The organism is Bacillus sp. mrc49 (genome assembly GCF_002803435.1).
This window is the reverse complement of record NZ_PHNG01000762.1, coordinates 69,137-86,523: the sequence shown is the minus strand read 5'-3', so window position 1 is coordinate 86,523 and position 17,387 is coordinate 69,137. Positions and strand designations below refer to the sequence as shown.

At 44.7% G+C, this 17,387-nt stretch carries 20 protein-coding genes; 16 read left to right on the top strand and 4 right to left on the bottom strand.

Annotated elements, in window-relative coordinates; genetic code table 11:
- The first annotated feature begins 79 nt into the window (after nucleotides 1–79).
- Nucleotides 80–631 carry a signal peptidase I gene (gene lepB / locus CVN76_RS22985; RefSeq protein WP_232732430.1) on the top strand — a complete coding sequence of 184 codons (552 nt, stop codon included), beginning with the start codon at nucleotides 80–82 and terminating at the stop codon, nucleotides 629–631.
- 214 nt (nucleotides 632–845) lie between these two features.
- Nucleotides 846–1,331, top strand: coding sequence for a DedA family protein (locus CVN76_RS22980; protein WP_061142298.1), 486 nt, complete (start codon nucleotides 846–848; stop codon nucleotides 1,329–1,331).
- A 78-nt stretch (nucleotides 1,332–1,409) separates the two neighbouring features.
- On the opposite strand, the gene CVN76_RS22975 is transcribed toward CVN76_RS22980, so the two are convergent.
- On the bottom strand, nucleotides 1,410–2,144 hold the full coding sequence (locus CVN76_RS22975; RefSeq protein WP_100533183.1) for an SDR family NAD(P)-dependent oxidoreductase: 735 nt from the start codon (nucleotides 2,142–2,144) through the stop codon (nucleotides 1,410–1,412).
- A gap of 567 nt (nucleotides 2,145–2,711) precedes the next feature.
- On the opposite strand from CVN76_RS22975, the gene pepV reads away from it, so the two are divergent.
- The 7 genes from pepV (at nucleotide 2,712) to CVN76_RS22940 (ending at nucleotide 10,327) form a co-directional block, all read left to right on the top strand.
- Entirely contained in the window at nucleotides 2,712–4,124 is a 1,413-nt protein-coding gene (gene pepV / locus CVN76_RS22970) for a dipeptidase PepV (RefSeq protein ID WP_198512628.1), read from the top strand.
- A gap of 21 nt (nucleotides 4,125–4,145) precedes the next feature.
- A complete protein-coding gene (gene dat / locus CVN76_RS22965) occupies nucleotides 4,146–5,000 on the top strand; it encodes a D-amino-acid transaminase (protein WP_100533182.1) in 855 nt (284 codons plus the stop codon).
- 211 nt (nucleotides 5,001–5,211) lie between these two features.
- Complete coding sequence (locus tag CVN76_RS22960; RefSeq protein WP_100533181.1) at nucleotides 5,212–6,450, top strand: Nramp family divalent metal transporter; 1,239 nt, start codon at nucleotides 5,212–5,214, stop codon at nucleotides 6,448–6,450.
- 228 nt (nucleotides 6,451–6,678) lie between these two features.
- Complete coding sequence (thpR, locus tag CVN76_RS22955) at nucleotides 6,679–7,284, top strand: RNA 2',3'-cyclic phosphodiesterase (RefSeq protein WP_157805767.1); 606 nt, start codon at nucleotides 6,679–6,681, stop codon at nucleotides 7,282–7,284.
- Between the two features lie 19 nt (nucleotides 7,285–7,303).
- Complete coding sequence (locus tag CVN76_RS22950; RefSeq protein WP_100533179.1) at nucleotides 7,304–8,311, top strand: NERD domain-containing protein; 1,008 nt, start codon at nucleotides 7,304–7,306, stop codon at nucleotides 8,309–8,311.
- The gene (locus CVN76_RS22945) at nucleotides 8,298–9,230 is read left to right on the top strand and encodes a diacylglycerol/lipid kinase family protein (RefSeq protein ID WP_157805766.1); all 933 of its coding nucleotides are present in this window, start codon (nucleotides 8,298–8,300) and stop codon (nucleotides 9,228–9,230) included. Before CVN76_RS22950 ends, CVN76_RS22945 begins: the two co-directional genes overlap by 14 nt.
- Before the next feature lie 314 nt (nucleotides 9,231–9,544).
- Nucleotides 9,545–10,327 carry a phosphotransferase family protein gene (locus CVN76_RS22940; RefSeq protein WP_061142330.1) on the top strand — a complete coding sequence of 261 codons (783 nt, stop codon included), beginning with the start codon at nucleotides 9,545–9,547 and terminating at the stop codon, nucleotides 10,325–10,327.
- Here the strand turns inward: CVN76_RS22940 and CVN76_RS22935 are convergent, their stop codons facing one another.
- Complete coding sequence (locus CVN76_RS22935) at nucleotides 10,328–10,603, bottom strand: YtzH-like family protein (protein WP_061142291.1); 276 nt, start codon at nucleotides 10,601–10,603, stop codon at nucleotides 10,328–10,330. It abuts the gene before it with no gap.
- Between the two features lie 253 nt (nucleotides 10,604–10,856).
- On the opposite strand from CVN76_RS22935, the gene trmB reads away from it, so the two are divergent.
- Nucleotides 10,857–11,495, top strand: coding sequence for a tRNA (guanosine(46)-N7)-methyltransferase TrmB (gene trmB, locus CVN76_RS22930; RefSeq protein WP_100533203.1), 639 nt, complete (start codon nucleotides 10,857–10,859; stop codon nucleotides 11,493–11,495).
- A gap of 201 nt (nucleotides 11,496–11,696) precedes the next feature.
- A complete protein-coding gene (locus tag CVN76_RS22925; protein WP_100533177.1) occupies nucleotides 11,697–12,542 on the top strand; it encodes a YtnP family quorum-quenching lactonase in 846 nt (281 codons plus the stop codon).
- Between the two features lie 49 nt (nucleotides 12,543–12,591).
- On the opposite strand, the gene CVN76_RS22920 is transcribed toward CVN76_RS22925, so the two are convergent.
- Complete coding sequence (locus CVN76_RS22920) at nucleotides 12,592–12,909, bottom strand: hypothetical protein (protein WP_100530062.1); 318 nt, start codon at nucleotides 12,907–12,909, stop codon at nucleotides 12,592–12,594.
- Nucleotides 12,910–13,084: 175 nt separating this feature from the next.
- On the opposite strand from CVN76_RS22920, the gene CVN76_RS22915 reads away from it, so the two are divergent.
- The 3 genes from CVN76_RS22915 to CVN76_RS22905 all read left to right on the top strand — a co-directional run bounded on the left by CVN76_RS22915 (nucleotide 13,085) and on the right by CVN76_RS22905 (nucleotide 15,746).
- The gene (locus CVN76_RS22915) at nucleotides 13,085–14,158 is read left to right on the top strand and encodes a M42 family metallopeptidase (protein ID WP_061142288.1); all 1,074 of its coding nucleotides are present in this window, start codon (nucleotides 13,085–13,087) and stop codon (nucleotides 14,156–14,158) included.
- A gap of 83 nt (nucleotides 14,159–14,241) precedes the next feature.
- Complete coding sequence (locus tag CVN76_RS22910; protein WP_100533202.1) at nucleotides 14,242–14,748, top strand: DUF84 family protein; 507 nt, start codon at nucleotides 14,242–14,244, stop codon at nucleotides 14,746–14,748.
- A gap of 128 nt (nucleotides 14,749–14,876) precedes the next feature.
- A complete protein-coding gene (locus tag CVN76_RS22905; RefSeq protein WP_100533176.1) occupies nucleotides 14,877–15,746 on the top strand; it encodes an AraC family transcriptional regulator in 870 nt (289 codons plus the stop codon).
- Between the two features lie 103 nt (nucleotides 15,747–15,849).
- On the opposite strand, the gene CVN76_RS22900 is transcribed toward CVN76_RS22905, so the two are convergent.
- Complete coding sequence (locus CVN76_RS22900; RefSeq protein ID WP_100533175.1) at nucleotides 15,850–16,299, bottom strand: YtoQ family protein; 450 nt, start codon at nucleotides 16,297–16,299, stop codon at nucleotides 15,850–15,852.
- 122 nt (nucleotides 16,300–16,421) lie between these two features.
- Here CVN76_RS22900 and CVN76_RS22895 point away from each other — a divergent pair, with 122 nt between their 5' ends.
- Nucleotides 16,422–16,928, top strand: a complete 507-nt coding sequence (locus CVN76_RS22895; RefSeq protein WP_100533174.1) for a hypothetical protein — start codon at nucleotides 16,422–16,424, stop codon at nucleotides 16,926–16,928.
- Between the two features lie 101 nt (nucleotides 16,929–17,029).
- The gene (locus CVN76_RS22890) at nucleotides 17,030–17,341 is read left to right on the top strand and encodes a thioredoxin family protein (RefSeq protein WP_100533173.1); all 312 of its coding nucleotides are present in this window, start codon (nucleotides 17,030–17,032) and stop codon (nucleotides 17,339–17,341) included.
- Nucleotides 17,342–17,387 lie beyond the last annotated feature (46 nt).

Below are 17,387 nucleotides of genomic sequence, written 5' to 3'. Positions count from 1 at the left end.
AAGCGGGTATTTGTATGACGTGATCATGAAAGGATTATGATATAATGGCATGAATAAAAAACAGAGAGAGGGACTTCGATTGGAAAATAGAAAAGAAGTTTTTTCATGGATAAAAGCGATCGGGATTGCAGTCATTCTAGCTTTTTTAATTCGGACGTATATATTTGCACCGATTGTCGTAGACGGCGAGTCGATGATGCCGACCCTTCAAGATCATGAGCGAATCGTTCTTACCAAGTTTGGAACGAACATCGATAGCATCGATCGATTTGATATTGTCGTTTTTCATGCTACGGTAGATAAAGATTATATTAAAAGGGTTATTGGTCTTCCAGGTGACCACATTGAATATAAAGATGATACGCTTTATATTAATGGAAAAGCTTATGAAGAACCCTATTTGGACGAATATAAGGAACAAATGGCAGGAGGAATGCCGCTGACTGAATCCTTTAAGCTTGAGGATATTACAGGCGGGATGACGGTACCTGATAATCAGTTGTTCCTGATGGGGGACAATCGCCAAAACAGTTTGGATAGCCGGGAAATCGGTACGATATCCGTCGATGAAATTGTCGGTAAAGCCAATCTGGTGTACTGGCCGATCAAGGAAATAAAAATCGTGAACTAAAACGGGCGGGCTCGGTCATCGAGTCCGCTTTAGCTTTGGCGCAATCATTCCTTTAGCCAGGTCTTTCAACAAAAATCGTGCTTAATCTTCTTTTTTTTTCTTTTTTTAGGAAAAACAACTCATATGGGGGAATTTAGGTTATCCTATTATATAGAAGCAATTACGTAACAAGAACGGATCGGACAATGGATTATATTTTAAAGGGGTACTATAGATGGAAATGGTAAAAGAACTGATATCAAACTATGGATATTTTGCGATATATGGACTGCTGGCACTTGGCATCATTGGTTTGCCGGTACCTGATGAGTTCATGATGACTTTTGTCGGCTATTTATCATCCATTTCCGTTTTGAATGTTCAAGGGGCATTCCTCGTAAGTTTCCTTGGCTCGATCTCCGGGATGCTTGTGAGTTATTTCATTGGGAAAAAGGTGGGCAAACCTTTTCTGAGAAAGCATGGTAAATGGATCAAAATGACTCCGCCAAGGTTGGAAAAGCTGGAGGCATGGTTCAATAGATATGGTCCATGGACCATTATCATTGCTTATTTCATCCCGGGTGTCCGCCACTTCGCAAGTTACCTTTCCGGAATGAATGGAATGGGGAAACGAAAATACTTCTTATTTGCCGGTGCAGGGGCATTTAGCTGGTGTTTGGTATTTACGGCTTTTGGCTATTTCATTGGTGTGTTAACCTGACTCTCCCATCCGTTAGATTGTCCAATCGAATATATTGAAAAACCCGCTTCCGGATTTCGGAAACGGGATTTTTTTTCTTTATTGAGCCGAATATCCGCCATCGATAACAAGCTCCGCACCTGTTACGTATGAAGCTTCATCGGATGCCAGGTAAAGCACGGCATTTGCAATATCGGCAGGTTGACCGAGACGTTGGAGCGGAGTCGCTTGGATCATCTGGTTCACAAGCTCTTTGGACTCTTCCAACTTGTGCGTCATAGGTGTTTCGATGATGCCGGGGAATACGGCGTTAACACGGACACCCATGCGGCCATATTGGGTAGCGGCAGCTTTGGATATGGCACGGACCGCGCCTTTGGAAGCTGAGTATGAGTTTAGGCCCATTCCGATTTGTGCCGTGAAGGAAGAAATATTCACAACCGCCCCTTTACCTTCTTTAACCATGTAAGGAATGACATGCTTCATTCCAAGGAATGGACCAAACCCATTGATGCCCATCATTAGCTGCCAATCGGCCAAAGTCGTATCGTTAATTCCTTTTTCGGAGGAGATACCGGCATTATTAATCAAAATGTCGACCTTCCCAAATTCAGCAATGACATCTTCCATCATGGTTTTCCAGCTATCGTCTGAAGATACATCAAGCACCATTCCATGGACGTTTTCCAATTCATTCACCACTGCCACAGCTTTTTCATTAATATCGGCAGCGATGACTTGTGCTCCCTCTTTTGTGAATAAATCGACCATTTCTCTCCCCATACCAGATGCTCCGCCAGTAATAATGGCTATTTTATTTGTTAATCTTCCCATCATGATCACTCCCAATCGTTTTGTATGATGAATATAGGTTAATGGCTAGTTTGAAAGATAGATAATCAGCGAGCAATACTATATAAATGTACTTGGCAAGTGGACCTATCCAAAGAGTCTCCCCAGGATGGCTCACATCATATTGAGAGCGTTAACGATGCTTTAATGTACCAATTGTGTGTTTCCATCCAACAGAATAGCTTGACCGGTCTATTAGGCATTAGCGCCCATGAGCTTGCAGAGATCTTCTTCCTGGTACATTCAGCAAAGCCGCGCTTCATGTTTAATTCTAGTGGTTAAAATTCAATTCTGCAATCATTTTGTACTTAGGATACAAAAAAATATAACGATGTTCCATTTTTGAAGGCGCATCCTTGCCGGATGACACTGCCGCTCTAACGATTTCCTTTTCTTGTTTTAATGATCCGATTAGCTGATTGGGCATCATGCCGGGTAGTTTGACCGGAGTGTTGGACAGGGAATACGAAGAAAAGGGTCCAACACTTGGCGGAACAGGTAGGAAAAGTGATAAAATGAATAATATATATAAAAGAGGAGTTGTCGAATGTGACTGAAATGAATTGGCGAGAAGAAGTTGAAAAAAGGAAAATGGATCTATTGCTGGACACTCAAAATTTGCTGAAAATAAAAAGTGTTCTGGATGAAGAAAACAAGACAGAGGATGCACCATTTGGTCAAGGGGTGAAGGAAGCGCTTGACTTCATGCTTCAATTGGGTGAAAAAGACGGTTTTACCGTGAAGAATGTCGATAATGTCGCCGGACATATTGAAATGGGTGAAGGCGAAGAGTTAATCGGGATTTTGTGTCATGTTGACGTTGTACCGGAAGGAGATGGGTGGAGTTCGGATCCGTTTGGCGCGGAGCTCCGCAATGGCCGCATTTATGCTCGCGGTGCAATCGATGATAAAGGTCCGACGATGGCCGCCTATCATGCAATGAAGCTGGTGAGGGAGCTTGGACAGCCATTGAACAAACGTGTGAGAATGATCATCGGGACAGATGAGGAATCGAACTGGCGCTGCGTGGATCGTTATTTTGAAGTGGAAGAAATGCCATCGATGGGCTTTGCGCCAGATGCGGACTTCCCGATCATCAGTGCCGAAAAAGGAATTTGGGACTTATCCGTCATCCATCCTGTTGATGCAGGAAATGGCACGAGCTCTGAAGTGAATGTCATCGAATTCTCTTCAGGACGAAGGACGAACATGGTACCTGATTTTGCAACGGCGATTGTCGAGGCTGCCAATCCTGATGAAGTGGTGGCAAACTATCAGGCTTATATGCAAAAATACTCGTTGAAGGGTCAAGCAGTTCCGCAAAAAAATCAAGTGCTCCTTGAATTGAACGGCGTGTCTGCACACGCGATGGAGCCGAACAATGGAATCAATGCAGGTTTGCATTTAGCCGCCTTTTTAGCGGACCTTCCGCTTGATCCGCATGCGAAATCCTACTTCACATTCATCAAGGATCGTTTGTTTGAAGATTCCCGCGGAAATAATCTTGGGTTGGCCTATGCGGATGAGGAAACGGGTGATTTGACGATCAATGCCGGCGTTTTCAATTATTCAAAGCAAGCCGACAGCTCGATTGGCTTCAGCGTGCGCTACCCGGTGACATTCGAATGGGAACAGCAAAAGGCGGCATTGGAGGAAAGGCTGGCTGCATATAATTTAAATGTGAAGACCAATTCGCATTCAACGCCACATTATGTCAATAGCGACAGTTTTTTGATCAAGACGCTGCAGGAGGTTTATGAAGCGGAGACCGGTGATAAAGCTGAACTGCTTTCAATAGGCGGCGGTACATACGCCCGCTCGCTTAAGGAAGGCGTTGCATTTGGACCGCTATTCCCCGGCAGTGAGGATATTGCGCATCAGAAAGATGAATATATTGACATTGAAGATATGCTTAAGGCTACGTCCATTTATGCACGTGCCATTCATGAATTGGCAAAATAAGAGGTCAAAGAGGGAGAAAACATGGGAAAAATCATTTTTAACGGCGAAATAAAAAACAGGGCCGATGTATCGGTTGATATCGAGGACAGGGGATATCAATTCGGTGATGGCGTCTACGAGGTCATCCGGGTTTATAATGGTGAGTTATTCGCGGGAGACATGCATCTGAACCGTTTGCTGGACAGCGCAAGATTGATTCAGATGAAAGTTCCCTTCACGGTAGCGGAAATTGAAACCCGCGTGAAAGAGCTTATCTCTGAAGATCAATTGCAGGACGGAATCATCTATATGCAGCTCACAAGGGGTGTAAGTCCGCGGACACATGCTTTTCCAAGTTCGGACGTCGAACCGGTATTTGTTGCCTATACGAAGGAAATGCCTTATACAGGAAAGATGAAACCAGGGGTAAAGGGCATCACGACGGACGATATTCGTTGGCTGCGCTGTAATATCAAAAGCTTAAATCTCCTTGGTAACATAATGGCTAAGCAAATAGCGGCGGAAGCTGGCTGTGACGAAGCGATCCAGCATCGTGACGGTCTGGTCACGGAGGGAAGCTCGTCCAATGTTTCAATCGTCGTCGACGGCACGCTGAGAACCCATCCCGCTTCCAACTTGATCTTGAACGGGATTACCCGCCAGGTGATGCTCAAGCTGTGCGCCGATCATGGCATTCCCTACGTGGAAGAAACTTTCACGATCGAGGATATGATGGCAGCGGAGGAAGTCCTCTATACGAGCACAAGCGTCGAAGTGACGCCGATCATTAACATCGATGGCCAGACGATCGCAACCGGTGCGCCCGGTCCGGTAACCAAAAGATTGCAACAGCTTTTCTCCGAGGAAATCGAAAGGCAATGCGGTTCAATTAACTGATTGTGGATCCCCCCTTTGCCGCACTGGCAAAGGGGTTTTTAGTCTTTCACCCCCTCTCGGCCCCCCTTCTATAAGCCGCTTGAATCCATTAAAAAAATTTTCAGTTTGTCCCTTTTGACATTTTCAAGATCCAGGAATATACTTGCTAATAACCTAAAAAGTTTACTTGTCGCAACATTTTGAGTTGCATATAAAAAGGAGTTGAATAGACATGTCTGGTGCATTACATCAGTCTTCTTCCCGAGGATTCAAAAATCTGCTTCCATATTTGGGCCCAGCGTTCATTGCAGCTGTCGCCTATATCGATCCTGGGAATTATGCAACCAATATTACAGCCGGTTCAAAATATGGCTATACCTTATTGTGGGTTATCTTCGCATCGAATTTGATGGCTGTGCTCATTCAAACACTGTCGGCCAAACTAGGGATAGCCACCGGTAAAAACCTTCCTGAGTTATGCAGGGAGAGATTTTCGAAAAAAACATCAATTTTACTATGGATACAGGCCGAAGCCGTCATCATGGCCACGGACTTAGCTGAGTTCATAGGTGCTGCACTTGGAATCTATTTGCTCTTCGACCTCCCGCTCATCACATCGGCCCTCCTTGCAGCCATTGGTTCCTTCGCCATCTTGGAATTCCAGCGCAGAGGTTATCGGACATTCGAAGCGTTGATCACGGTCATGATCTTTGTTGTAGTGCTAGCTTTCGGAGCTCAGGTTTTTTATGCACATCCTGATACATCGGCCATCGCTCTAGGGCTATTCACTCCAAAATTCGAAGGAGTGGACAGCATTTTACTATCGGCAGGAATGCTCGGAGCGACTGTAATGCCCCATGCGATTTACCTTCATTCCTCTTTAACACAAAAAAGGATAGTCGGTAAAAATGACTTGGAAAGAAAAAGGATATTTCGTTTTGAACAGATTGATATAGTCATCGCCATGTTGATTGCAGGCGGAATCAATGCCGCCATGGTCATCGTTTCAGCCGCCCTATTTCATAAGAGTGGGATATTAGTAGAGGATTTGGATGTAGCCTATCAACAATTCGGGGCGATGCTTGGACCATCCGTCGCGATGTTTTTTGGAATCGGCTTACTGTTCGCCGGATTATCCAGCTCTTCCGTCGGTGTCATGACAGGTGATGTCGTCATGCAGGGATTCATAAAAAGACATATACCGATCTATTTGCGGAGGGTCATCACGACCTTACCGCCCCTAATCATCATCATATGGGGAGTGAACCCATCCAAAGCACTGGTCATGAGTCAGGTCGTACTCTCATTTGGTATCGCCTTCGCATTGGTGCCATTGATCATGTTTACAAGCAATAAAAAAATCATGGGTAATCTGGTCAACCACAAAATCACCTCCAGTATTGCCTGGCTTATTGCAGTCCTAATTATTGGGCTGAACCTGTTCCTGCTTTATGAAACGTTGTTTACCTAAAAAAGAATGTGACGGAAAAGGACCGCTTGCGGTCCTTTTTTTGATTTCTCGATTATATCTTCGATAATCCGTCCGCCAGCGCGGGGAATCCGACCTGGAATGAAATGATTCGTCCGAAAGCGCCCAGAATAATCCGTCTCCTCTAATTTCCCGTTTTCGGACTGAGCTTTCCTTCTTTTTCTTGCTGGCCGGAATATGATGAAAGCATGTGCAAGGAGAGTATATGGCATGGGAATTATGGTAAAATTAGAGGAAGATCAGGAAGGAATGTCAGTGACCATGAATACTCATTTTTTCTTTGCTTTAGTTTTACCTGACGATATTAAGGCTTATTTACATGCTGTGACGGAACGACTGAATTCAGGGTTTCCATTTAAGAAATGGCTGCATCCTGCCGATTATCATATTACGTTGGCGTTTTTGGGCAGTGCTGACGATTCAATGAAAAAGGATGCTATAAGGCGAGTGGAGGGCGTGCTTGCGAAAGAGGCCTCATTCGAGCTTACGCTGGCTGAAATAGGCGCTTTTGGCAAGGATGACAGTCCCAGGATCCTTTGGACGGGTGTGGAACAGCAGGAAAGGCTTTTTTCGATACAGGAGAAAATTTATCATTCATGTGTGGAGGCTGGTTTTCAGCTTGATAAAAAGCCATTTAAGCCTCATATAACGCTAGCAAGAAAATTCGAGGGGGAAGATCCCTTTTCTTTGAAAAGCGTCCGGCAGGTGGCGAATGTAAATGATGAGCATTTCCAGGCAGTCCAGGTTGCGCTCTATCAAACACATATCGGGGAATCGCCTTCATATGAAAAGGTTTTGACGATACATCTTCAATAATAGAGAGAGAGGTGGCCGAATGGCACAGCTCATAAAGATGCAAGATTATATTTCCCGGTATGAGCAGGATATTTACCGATATCCAACACAATATGCACGATTGAAAAAACAGCAATGGGAAAAATTGAAGGCTGCTTATCAAGCAGGTGAACTGGATCAATTGTATGGCGATCATAACGTAGAGGAGGAACAGGCGATACTGGACCTAGCCCAGGACGAATCCAAGAGCTTAATGAAAAAAGTGAAGGGCTTGTTCCACCGGACGGAGAAGCAGGATACAGAGGCAGAAGAGCCGGTGCTGCCGAATCAGATCGACGACCCCAATATTTTTTCATTAAGGTTTCCCTTCCGTCCAGCCAGTTTGGATGAATTAAAGCAGAATTATTTAAATCAGTTGCTTCGTTTTCAAATGAAATGGGGAAGTTCGACGCTGCGTGAAAAATCATTTGTGGACCGATCATTCTTTTTGGATGAAAGGCTCCGCTTTTTCCTGCAGCGTTTTCCCGATACGTTTCTTGTTTTATACAAGCCTATCTTTCTATTAAAAAACGCGCCTGTTGAAGTCGATGTCATCTTATTGACCCCAGTCGACGCGTGGTGCATCACTTTTGTCGAGGCGGAAGAGGATGCAGCATTCATCGGCTCGAGCGACCGGTTCTGGATTCGCAGGCATCATAAGCACCCTGACAAAAAAGTGCTGAACCCATTATTGAGTGCAAATCGGATGGGAAACATCGTCTCCCAGTTATTTTCACTTTATGAGGTGAACGTCCCGATCAAAAAGGTGATCCTATCGCGGAATGGTTATATTGATTTTCCCGAAGCCCCATATGATATGACGGTATTGGATAAACGGACCTTCCAGGAATGGTTTGAACGGATGCGGACCACTTCATCGCCCATTAAGGCACAGCAATTGAAAGCTGCGCAGGCATTGCTGGAATATTGTCAAACGACATCGAGCATGCGACCGGAATGGGAAGCCGACCATCACCAACAAGAGGCGAATGAGCATGCCGAACCTTAATGAAACCCTTTATTTCATCGTCAACCCGAGGGCTGGAAATGAAACAAGCATGAAGGTTTGGGAGAAAGTGGAGAAGGTGCTGAAATCCAATGGCGTTCACCATGAAGTGTTTTTTACGGAAGAAAAAGGGCATGCATCCCGATTGACGGCGGAAATTTTATCAGGTACGGACCGGGATACCAGGATCATTGCGGTAGGGGGGGATGGCACGATAAATGAAATGCTCAAAGGCGCCCTTCCATTTCCACATGCCATCCTTGGATCCCTTGCCGCGGGCTCCGGCAATGATTATGTACGGGGCATCCAAAAAACGAAGGGTGTCGCTCAAGCCCTTCGGTTATTCCAGGATAACGCACACAAAGCCATTGATATCGGTCAGTACGAGACGGATGGCATGGACGGATATTTTATGAACAGCCTGGGAATGGGGATTGATGCTAAAATTTCCGCTGAAGCTGACCGTTCTCGCCTGAAAAAATGGTTTAATCTCGTCAAGGCGGGTAAATTGATTTATCTCATCCTTTTTTTGAAACAATTATTCACCTATAAGCCTGGCAGTATGGAACTGGTCGTTGATGGGGAAATCCATATGTTGAAAAAGGTGTGGTTCATTGTCATTGCGAACCAGCCATACTTCGGCGGGGGGATGAAAATTTCACCGCAATCAAAGCTTCATGATGGCAGGTTGAATATTATCGCCGTTCATGATATTGCCCTGCTGAAATTATTGGCCGTTTTCATCACCGTTTTATGGGGCGGGCATCTAAAGATAAAAAACGTCGATTCTTTTTCTGGTAAAATGATAAAAATGAAAAATCATGGGTCAGCAAAAATCCAGTCGGATGGAGAAATAGTTGGAAAGGATCAAGTGGCTGCTGCGGTTTTGACAGATAAAATCCGCGTCATGATCAAGGATTGACTCCCATGCAAAATATGAAATGATTTATTTGTTTTTGTTTTATGAGTATAATCGTTTTATAGTACTTGACGAAGAAACCTTTTTTCAACTAAAATTTAATTTATGGCTATTGTTAAATTGCTCAATAGCTATTTTTTTATTTCTCTAGAATGAGGATGTTTTTAATTGCGGGTATCATCCCGATGCACGTATATATGCAGCTTCGCCAGCAGGCGGGTTTTTTATTAAACATGGACTCAAAGTAGTGGTAATACATACACTAGGTAACGTACCCACATTTGTATGATTAAGCGAGGAAATCGAAGGTGAACCAGTTGGAACATTTATTAGGTCAGGAGTGGGATATATCCCCTGCTGGAGGAGCTACAGGAGAAGCCTTTATAGCCGAGAAAGATGGGCAGAAGCTCTTCCTCAAACGTAATTCATCGCCATTTTTAGCTGTTCTTTCAGCTGAGGGCATTGTTCCGAAATTAATGTGGACAAAACGCCTGGAGAATGGGGATGTCATTACTGCCCAGCATTGGATGGAAGGCAGGGAGCTATCTCAGCAGGAAATGGACAATATAAGAGTCGCAAAGCTGCTTCAAAAAATTCATCAATCCGATCCTTTGTTAAGCATGCTCAAAAGGCTTGGGAAATCCCCTTTACGACCTGAAAGTATACTTACAGACATAGAAATCGGATTATCTTCCGATGTTACGGATATTCCGATCATCAAGCAGGCCATTCATTTTTTACAGGATAATCTCCTGTTGATCGAATGTGACGAAGAAGTCGTTTGTCATTGTGATGTGAACCATAATAATTGGCTCATGACCGAAACGGACGGTTTGTTCCTCATTGATTGGGATGGGGCTGTCATTGGCGATCCGGCCATTGACCTTGGCATCCTCCTGTATTCCTATATCCCTAGGGAGGAATGGAATCAATGGCTTGCCCGTTACGGCAAAAAGCTTGATGCTGGACTGGAGATGAGGATGAAATGGCACACGGTTTCACAACTTGTGCTTTCCATCCAATGGCATCATCGTAGAAATCGGTACGAGGAAAGAAATGATTTACTGCAAAAGCTAGAAGCCTTATTATTGGTTGGCTAATCAGAACTGATCGATATCATCCACCCACTGGGACAGGTCGTTCTGGTGGGTCGTAATATGTGCATCTAAATCGGCGGCACCGATGCCCCCCTGGCTGTAGTCGTAAATCTCCGTCAGTATCGTTTTCACATTGCTATCGATATCCATGTTGACCATCAAGGATTTGACGAGCCTTTCCACCTGCTCGCATTCAGAAACGGACCCGCAGCAGTCTGATTGATGGTTGGTCAATATATCCTTTAATAGTGACATTTGGTGTTCATGGGAAAGCGGCATATAATACCTCTCCTTTCTTGAATATGGATCTAAGGGGTTTCCAGGCGGAATTTGCGCCTGCCCTTCACTTATTTATGGTGTGTTTTGCGGAAAGTTTTATACATGAAAACTACAGAGACTGCCGGCTGATGGCCGGCAGTTTTTTGATTTGTTCAATGGGTGGATGCAGGGCATTCCTGAAAAAATCAACTTGCAGGAATCCATCCACTCGTGTTATGGTTTGAACGATTATATTATAAATAGGGGTGTCATCATGCGTTTAAGAAATAAACCTTGGGCTGAAGACCGTTTGAATAATTTTCCACAATATGTAATTCAGCAGCCAGTGAGCCATAAAGGTAAATGGCATGAAGTTTTCGGAAATGATAATCCGTTATATATTGAAGTGGGTACGGGGAAAGGCCGTTTCATCACCGAAATGGCAAAGGCCCATCCTGAAGTGAATTTCATTGGAATAGAAGTATATAGAAGCGTCATTGTCGCTGCACTGGACCTGCTGATTGAAGCGGAAGTGCCGAATTTAAAGCTGTTGAATGTTGATGCAGCAAACTTAGGGGATTATTTTGCAAAAGGTGACGTGGATCGCGTTTACCTGAACTTCTCCGATCCATGGCCGAAATCACGTCATGCGAAACGACGGTTAACGTATAAAACTTTCCTTGAGGTGTATGAAGGCATCCTGCCTGACAACGGCGAGATCCACTTCAAGACCGATAACCAAGGGTTATTCGAATCCTCCTTGAAGAGTATTTCCGAATACGGCATGCTGTTGAAATATGTAAGCCTGGACCTGCATAATAGCAGCTTTGAAGGGAATATCATGACGGAATACGAAGAAAAGTTCTCAAGTAAAGGAAATCGGATCTACCGCTTGGAAGCTATGTTCCAATAAGAGCCATCAACAGGTAACCAGATGCACAGCATCTGGTTTTTTGTTCTGGTCATGTGATTGCCTTGGCAAGTGCAAGCAGGCTGTCAGGGTCTTGCTGACTGGTAGGAGGGGATGGTGCAGTTCATTTACTCATCCGGGATGATCGTTATCCATTTCCAGATATTGAAGCTGGTGTTAAACTAACAGAAGAGGAGGGGTAAAATGGAAACTTTGCAAATAGGGGAAATAAAACTTACATGGTTGAATGGCGGCGTGACTCATTTGGATGGCGGAGCGATGTTCGGTGTCGTACCAAAGCCGCTCTGGTCCAAGAAATACCCGGTTAACGATAATAATCAAATCGAATTACGTACAGATCCGATCTTAGTACAGGCCAATGGCTTGAACATGCTTATCGATTCCGGGATTGGCAATGGAAAGATGAATGACAAGCTAAAGCGGAATTTTGGGGTGACGGAGGAATCCGCTCTCATAGCGGATCTTGAAAGACTGGGCATTGGTACAAATGATATCGATTACATTTTGATGACCCACTTACATTTCGATCATGCCTGCGGTTTGACGAAACGTGAAGGTGACGCCTGGGTGCCTGTTTTCGGGCGTGCAGAAATCATTACGACCCAAACGGAATGGAATGAAATGCAAAACCCGAATATTCGGTCAAAAAGTACATATTGGGCTGAAAATTGGGAGGCGATCTCGTCTCTTGTACGCCCATTTGAAGGAGAGAAAGATATAACCGGCGGCATTAAAATGATTCACACTGGCGGTCATAGTGATGGACATGCAATCATCATCATCAAAGATGGAGCGGACAGTCTGATTCATATGGCCGATATCATGCCGACGCATGCACATGCCAATGTCCTCTGGGTGCTCGCTTATGACGATTATCCAATGACATCCATCGAGGCAAAGGAGAAGTGGATGAAAGACGGACTGGAAAATGGGGCTTGGTACAGCTTTTACCATGATGCCTATTATCGGGCGCTCAAATGGGATAAATCGGGTAAAGAGATAATAGCGCAATTGAAACGGAACCGCTAAGCACGCACGGCAAAAGGGGGACGTCATTTTGACAGCCCCCCTTTTGCCGTTAATCATGTTGTGCATTGAGCTCCAGAATCGTTCCTGTCGCTGCATCTGCGACAAATTCGAATTGCTCCCGCAAGCCCTCTGTATTTCTGGTGATCCCGCCTTTATATACTAAATAGTCCAACTCATTCTTCGTGTAGGTTTCCGGTTTCATCAAAATCCAGGAACCATATATATTTCCATCCTTTTTGACGGTTTCCTTCACGTGGGCCAGCACTTTATCCGGAGAAGTCCTGCTTGATTGTTCCAATATTTGCTTTGTCGCATAACCAGCCGCAAATCCGGCTGCAGTACCCAGTAAAAACGTTTTCCAGTTCATGATTTCTCCTCCATTGCTTTATTTCCATCACTCTATCTAGTATACAGAAGAAGGCTTTATTTGACTAATAATTTGAAATTTTACCCATTAACTGATAAATTAGAACTTTGAAGTGAAACATGAAACTAAGTTCTGTAAAATAGTAAGAAATAATACATACGTTAGGGGTAGGAAAATGAATCATGAGACTTTAGAACTTTTTAAAACATTGACGGAATTACCAGGTGCCTCGGGAAATGAACATGCAGTTCGGAGTTTCATGAAGACTGAACTGGAAAAGTATTCGGATGAAATCGTACAAGATCGGCTAGGCGGAATCTTTGGTGTGAAAAAAGGGAATGAAGAAGGACCGACTGTACTTGTTGCCGGCCATATGGATGAAGTGGGCTTCATGGTCACTTCCGTAACGGAAAATGGCATGATCAGGTTCCAGCCACTAGGAGGCTGGTGGAGCCAGGTACTATTGGCCCAAAGGGTCGAAATCATTACCGATAACGGTCCGGTCATAGGGGTCATCGGTTCGATCCCGCCTCATTTGTTGGAAGAATCGCAACGCTCAAAACCGATGGATATTAAAAATATGCTGATCGATATCGGTGCGGACGATAAGGAAGATGTGAAGAGAATCGGCATTAAACCTGGACAGCAGATTGTGCCCATTTGTCCATTCACACCGATGGCCAACGAGAAAAAAATCCTAGCAAAAGCATGGGATAATCGTTATGGCTGCGGACTGGCAATTGAGCTATTAAAAGATTTACAGGGTGAAACATTGCCGAATGTTTTATATTCAGGTGCGACGGTCCAGGAGGAAGTAGGATTACGGGGGGCACAAACAGCCGCCTTCATGATCAAGCCGGATCTGTTCTTCGCCTTGGATGCAAGCCCAGCAAACGATATGTCAGGCAGTAAAAGTGAATTTGGGCAGCTGGGGAAAGGGGCATTGCTCCGCATTTTAGACCGTACGATGGTTACGCATCGCGGCATGAGGGAATTCATCCTGGATACGGCAGAGTCGAATGATATTCCTTATCAATATTTCGTTTCCCCAGGCGGCACGGACGCCGGCAAGGTCCATATTGCCAATGAGGGGATTCCAAGCGGCGTGATTGGCATTTGTTCCCGCTATATTCACACACATGCATCGATCATCCATATTGATGATTATGCGGCTGCACGTGAATTGATCGGGAAGCTGGTTCGTTCTTGTGATAAAACGACTTTCGAGACATTGAAAAATAACGGCTGATAGAGAAAGCTGATATGGAAAAGGATGGCTGTCATCGACCCTTTTCCGGCAGCTTTTTTTTACATGGAAGGGAATTAGCGATCATGAAAATAGCAGTGGGCAGTAAAAATCCAGCGAAAATACAAGCGGTGCTTGACGTGTATGAATCGGCTGAAATCATCTCGCTTCAAGTGGGAAGCGGGGTTTCGGAACAGCCGTTTTCAGATGAAGAAACGATGGAAGGAGCCATGACGCGGGCCCGGAATTGCTTGATTCACAGTGATGCCGATATCGGAATCGGCCTTGAAGGCGGTGTCGTGAAAATGAAGCAAGGACTGTTTCTTTGCAATTGGGGTGCGATGGCCACAAGAGACGGCTCCGTTTTTGTTGCAGGCGGGGCAAGGGTTCCGCTGCCGGATATCGTCGCCGAGAAGCTCATGCGCGGCGAAGAATTGGGACCGGTCATGGACACTTTCACAAAGCAAACGAATATTAGCAAGAAGGAAGGCGCAATCGGCGTATTTACCAATGAGCGAATCACAAGAAGCGATATGTTCCTCCATATCATGAGGATGTTAGCCGGTCAACATGAATATAAGCTGAAAAACTAAAGCGAAGCTTATGTTTTCTTGTCCCGACGGAATGGAGCGGAAAAAAAAGGATACTGCCGCAACAGAGCAGGATTTGACAGGATTATGTTGAGCGGGGCTGATAGTATGGATGATAAGGAGTGAGTGTAATGGGGTGGGTTGAATCGATCCAGACGGCAATCGATTATATCGAGGAGCACTTATTGGATGACCTGACGATCGAGGGCATAGCCAGGCAAGCGAATGCCTCCGCTTTTCATTTTCAACGGACGTTCACCATTTTAACGGATAGCACTGTCGGTGATTATGTCAGGCGTCGCAGGCTGACCTTGGCGGCCCAGGAGATTTCCTGTACAAATGAAAAGGTCATAGATTTAGCCTACAAGTATGGGTATGACACTCCCGAGGCATTCTCGAAAGCTTTTCGCAGGCAGCACGGTGTATCACCGAGTGAAGCGCGAAAGTTTATGGGAAAGCTGAAATTCTTCGAACGCCTGGTGATACAGGTTACTTTGAAAGGAGCAAAACCGATGAAGTACAAAATCCTTGAAAGAGATTCCTTTGAATTGATTGGAATCAAGCAAGAATTTTCCTTGGTAAATGAAGAAAATTTAATCGGGATTCCGAAGCTGTGGGAGCAAGTGAATGCTGACGGAACAAGTGACAGGTTAGCGAAGTTGAACAATGGGGAAATCGTTGGATTGCTAGGGGTATGTGTCGATAAAAGGGCAGAGGAAAAAAACGAAACGATGGATTATTGGATAGCTGCCGAATATGCCGGCAAAGTGCCTGAACCGTTTTTGCCCCTTACTATACCTGCTTCCAAGTGGGTTGCTTTTGAAGTTCACGGACCGATGCCTGATGCGATCCAAACGGCGTGGAAGCAAATATTTTCCGAATGGTTCCCTACCAGTGGTTATGAACATGCGGGATTGCCGGAATTGGAAGTATACTCGAACGATGACGCTTCAAGCCCGGATTATTACTCCGAGATTTGGATACCGATTATAAAAAGGTAAGCTTAACAACAGTATTTTTCATTTTTCGCTTGCAGGGGGCCTTCCCATTTCCCCCTGCAAGCATTTTTTTGGCGGTAACCAGGGCTACCGTCCGTATCTCGATTCACTTCCCTTCTTCAAAAATATAAGAAAGCACCTTTAAGGCTTGGTTCACGGATTCGACTGTGACACTAGCCTTTTCTGATAATTCCTTTAAGGCATGATGATGGGATTCGGGGCGGATCAAAATAAGCGGCTTACCGAGGGAAACGGCAGTGCTTGCATCCATGGCAGTATTCCACTGTTTATATTTCTCGCCAAACAAGGCGACGACAAGATCGGCTTTCTTCAGTAAAAGGCCTGTCCGTAAATTATTGATCTGCGAAGCGGCTGCATCCTTGAGGATCGGGTTTGGTTGTTCTCCCAGAATATCTTCACCAATATTATCGGAACGATCATGATTTTCCATCGGGCCGACAAACTCTATCGGAAGCTTCAAGGCCTCAGCTTTATCCTTCACTTCATTTCTCCAATTTGAATGGATTTCCCCTGCAAGATATACGGTTAATTTCATATTTTTTCCTCCTTGGTGCATAGAATGCCTTCATTGTATCATGATTTTTTGCAAATGGATGAATTTCGGAAATAAGGATAATAGTATCTATAAGAGCAAAGAGACGGCTGGAGGGAATGGCGATGTCTTTATCGAAAAAATATGTAGTGATGTTCCTGTTGATGAGCGGCTTCATTGTTGCGTGCTCCGGTATCGAGAGGCAAACGGAAAAGGCTGTGAGAGCAGCGGAAATCGCTTTTCGTGACGATGACAAACAGCCCAATGCGGAAGCGGGTCTTATCCAGGTCCATCTGCCAAAGGGCTTCAAGGTGGAAGAGGCGCATGATAACAATTTGATTGTGAAGCAGGCCGGCAAGGCTTATCTATTATTTGTCAATCCTAATGAAAAAGAGGACAGCTCCGTATTATTTTTGGCGATAAAAAAACAAGCGGGTCAATATTTGGTCCTCCACTCCTTTCAAAATGAAGATAAATTCGGCTTTGTCTCAATTAAAGAGTCAGCGAAAGAAAAGTATGAGCTTGCGGTTGGAATCGGCGGAGTCAAGCTGACGACCGAAACGGATAAGGACCGGCTAAAAACCGATGCCAAGCAAATGATGGAGATCGTATCATCCGTGCCGCAGCGATAGAAAACGTGCAGTCGTTGAACCGATCCGTATTAATGGTTGATTACTGTAGATTCTGGTATGATGAATTTAGTGAAGTGTCATTATGAAGGAGGCTCATTCAAATGGAAAATTTACAAACTATAGAGCAATATGATGCATTGAAGAATGAAGGCAAACATATATTTCTGTTTTCAGCAGCATGGTGCGTAGATTGCCGTGTAATCGAACCGATCATGCCGGAGATTGAAAAGAAATTTCCTGATTTCACTTTCATTCATGTGGACCGGGATGAATTCATCGACGTCTGTGCAGCGAATGACGTATTCGGGATACCGAGTTTCATCGCTTATGATAATGGTGAAGAGCTTGGCAGGTACGTGAGCAAGGATCGCAAAACACAAGAACAAATCGAGGAGTTCATTCAAACATTATAAGCAAATTTCCCTTCTCGCAGGGGATTTTTTCAATGAAGAGGAGGGT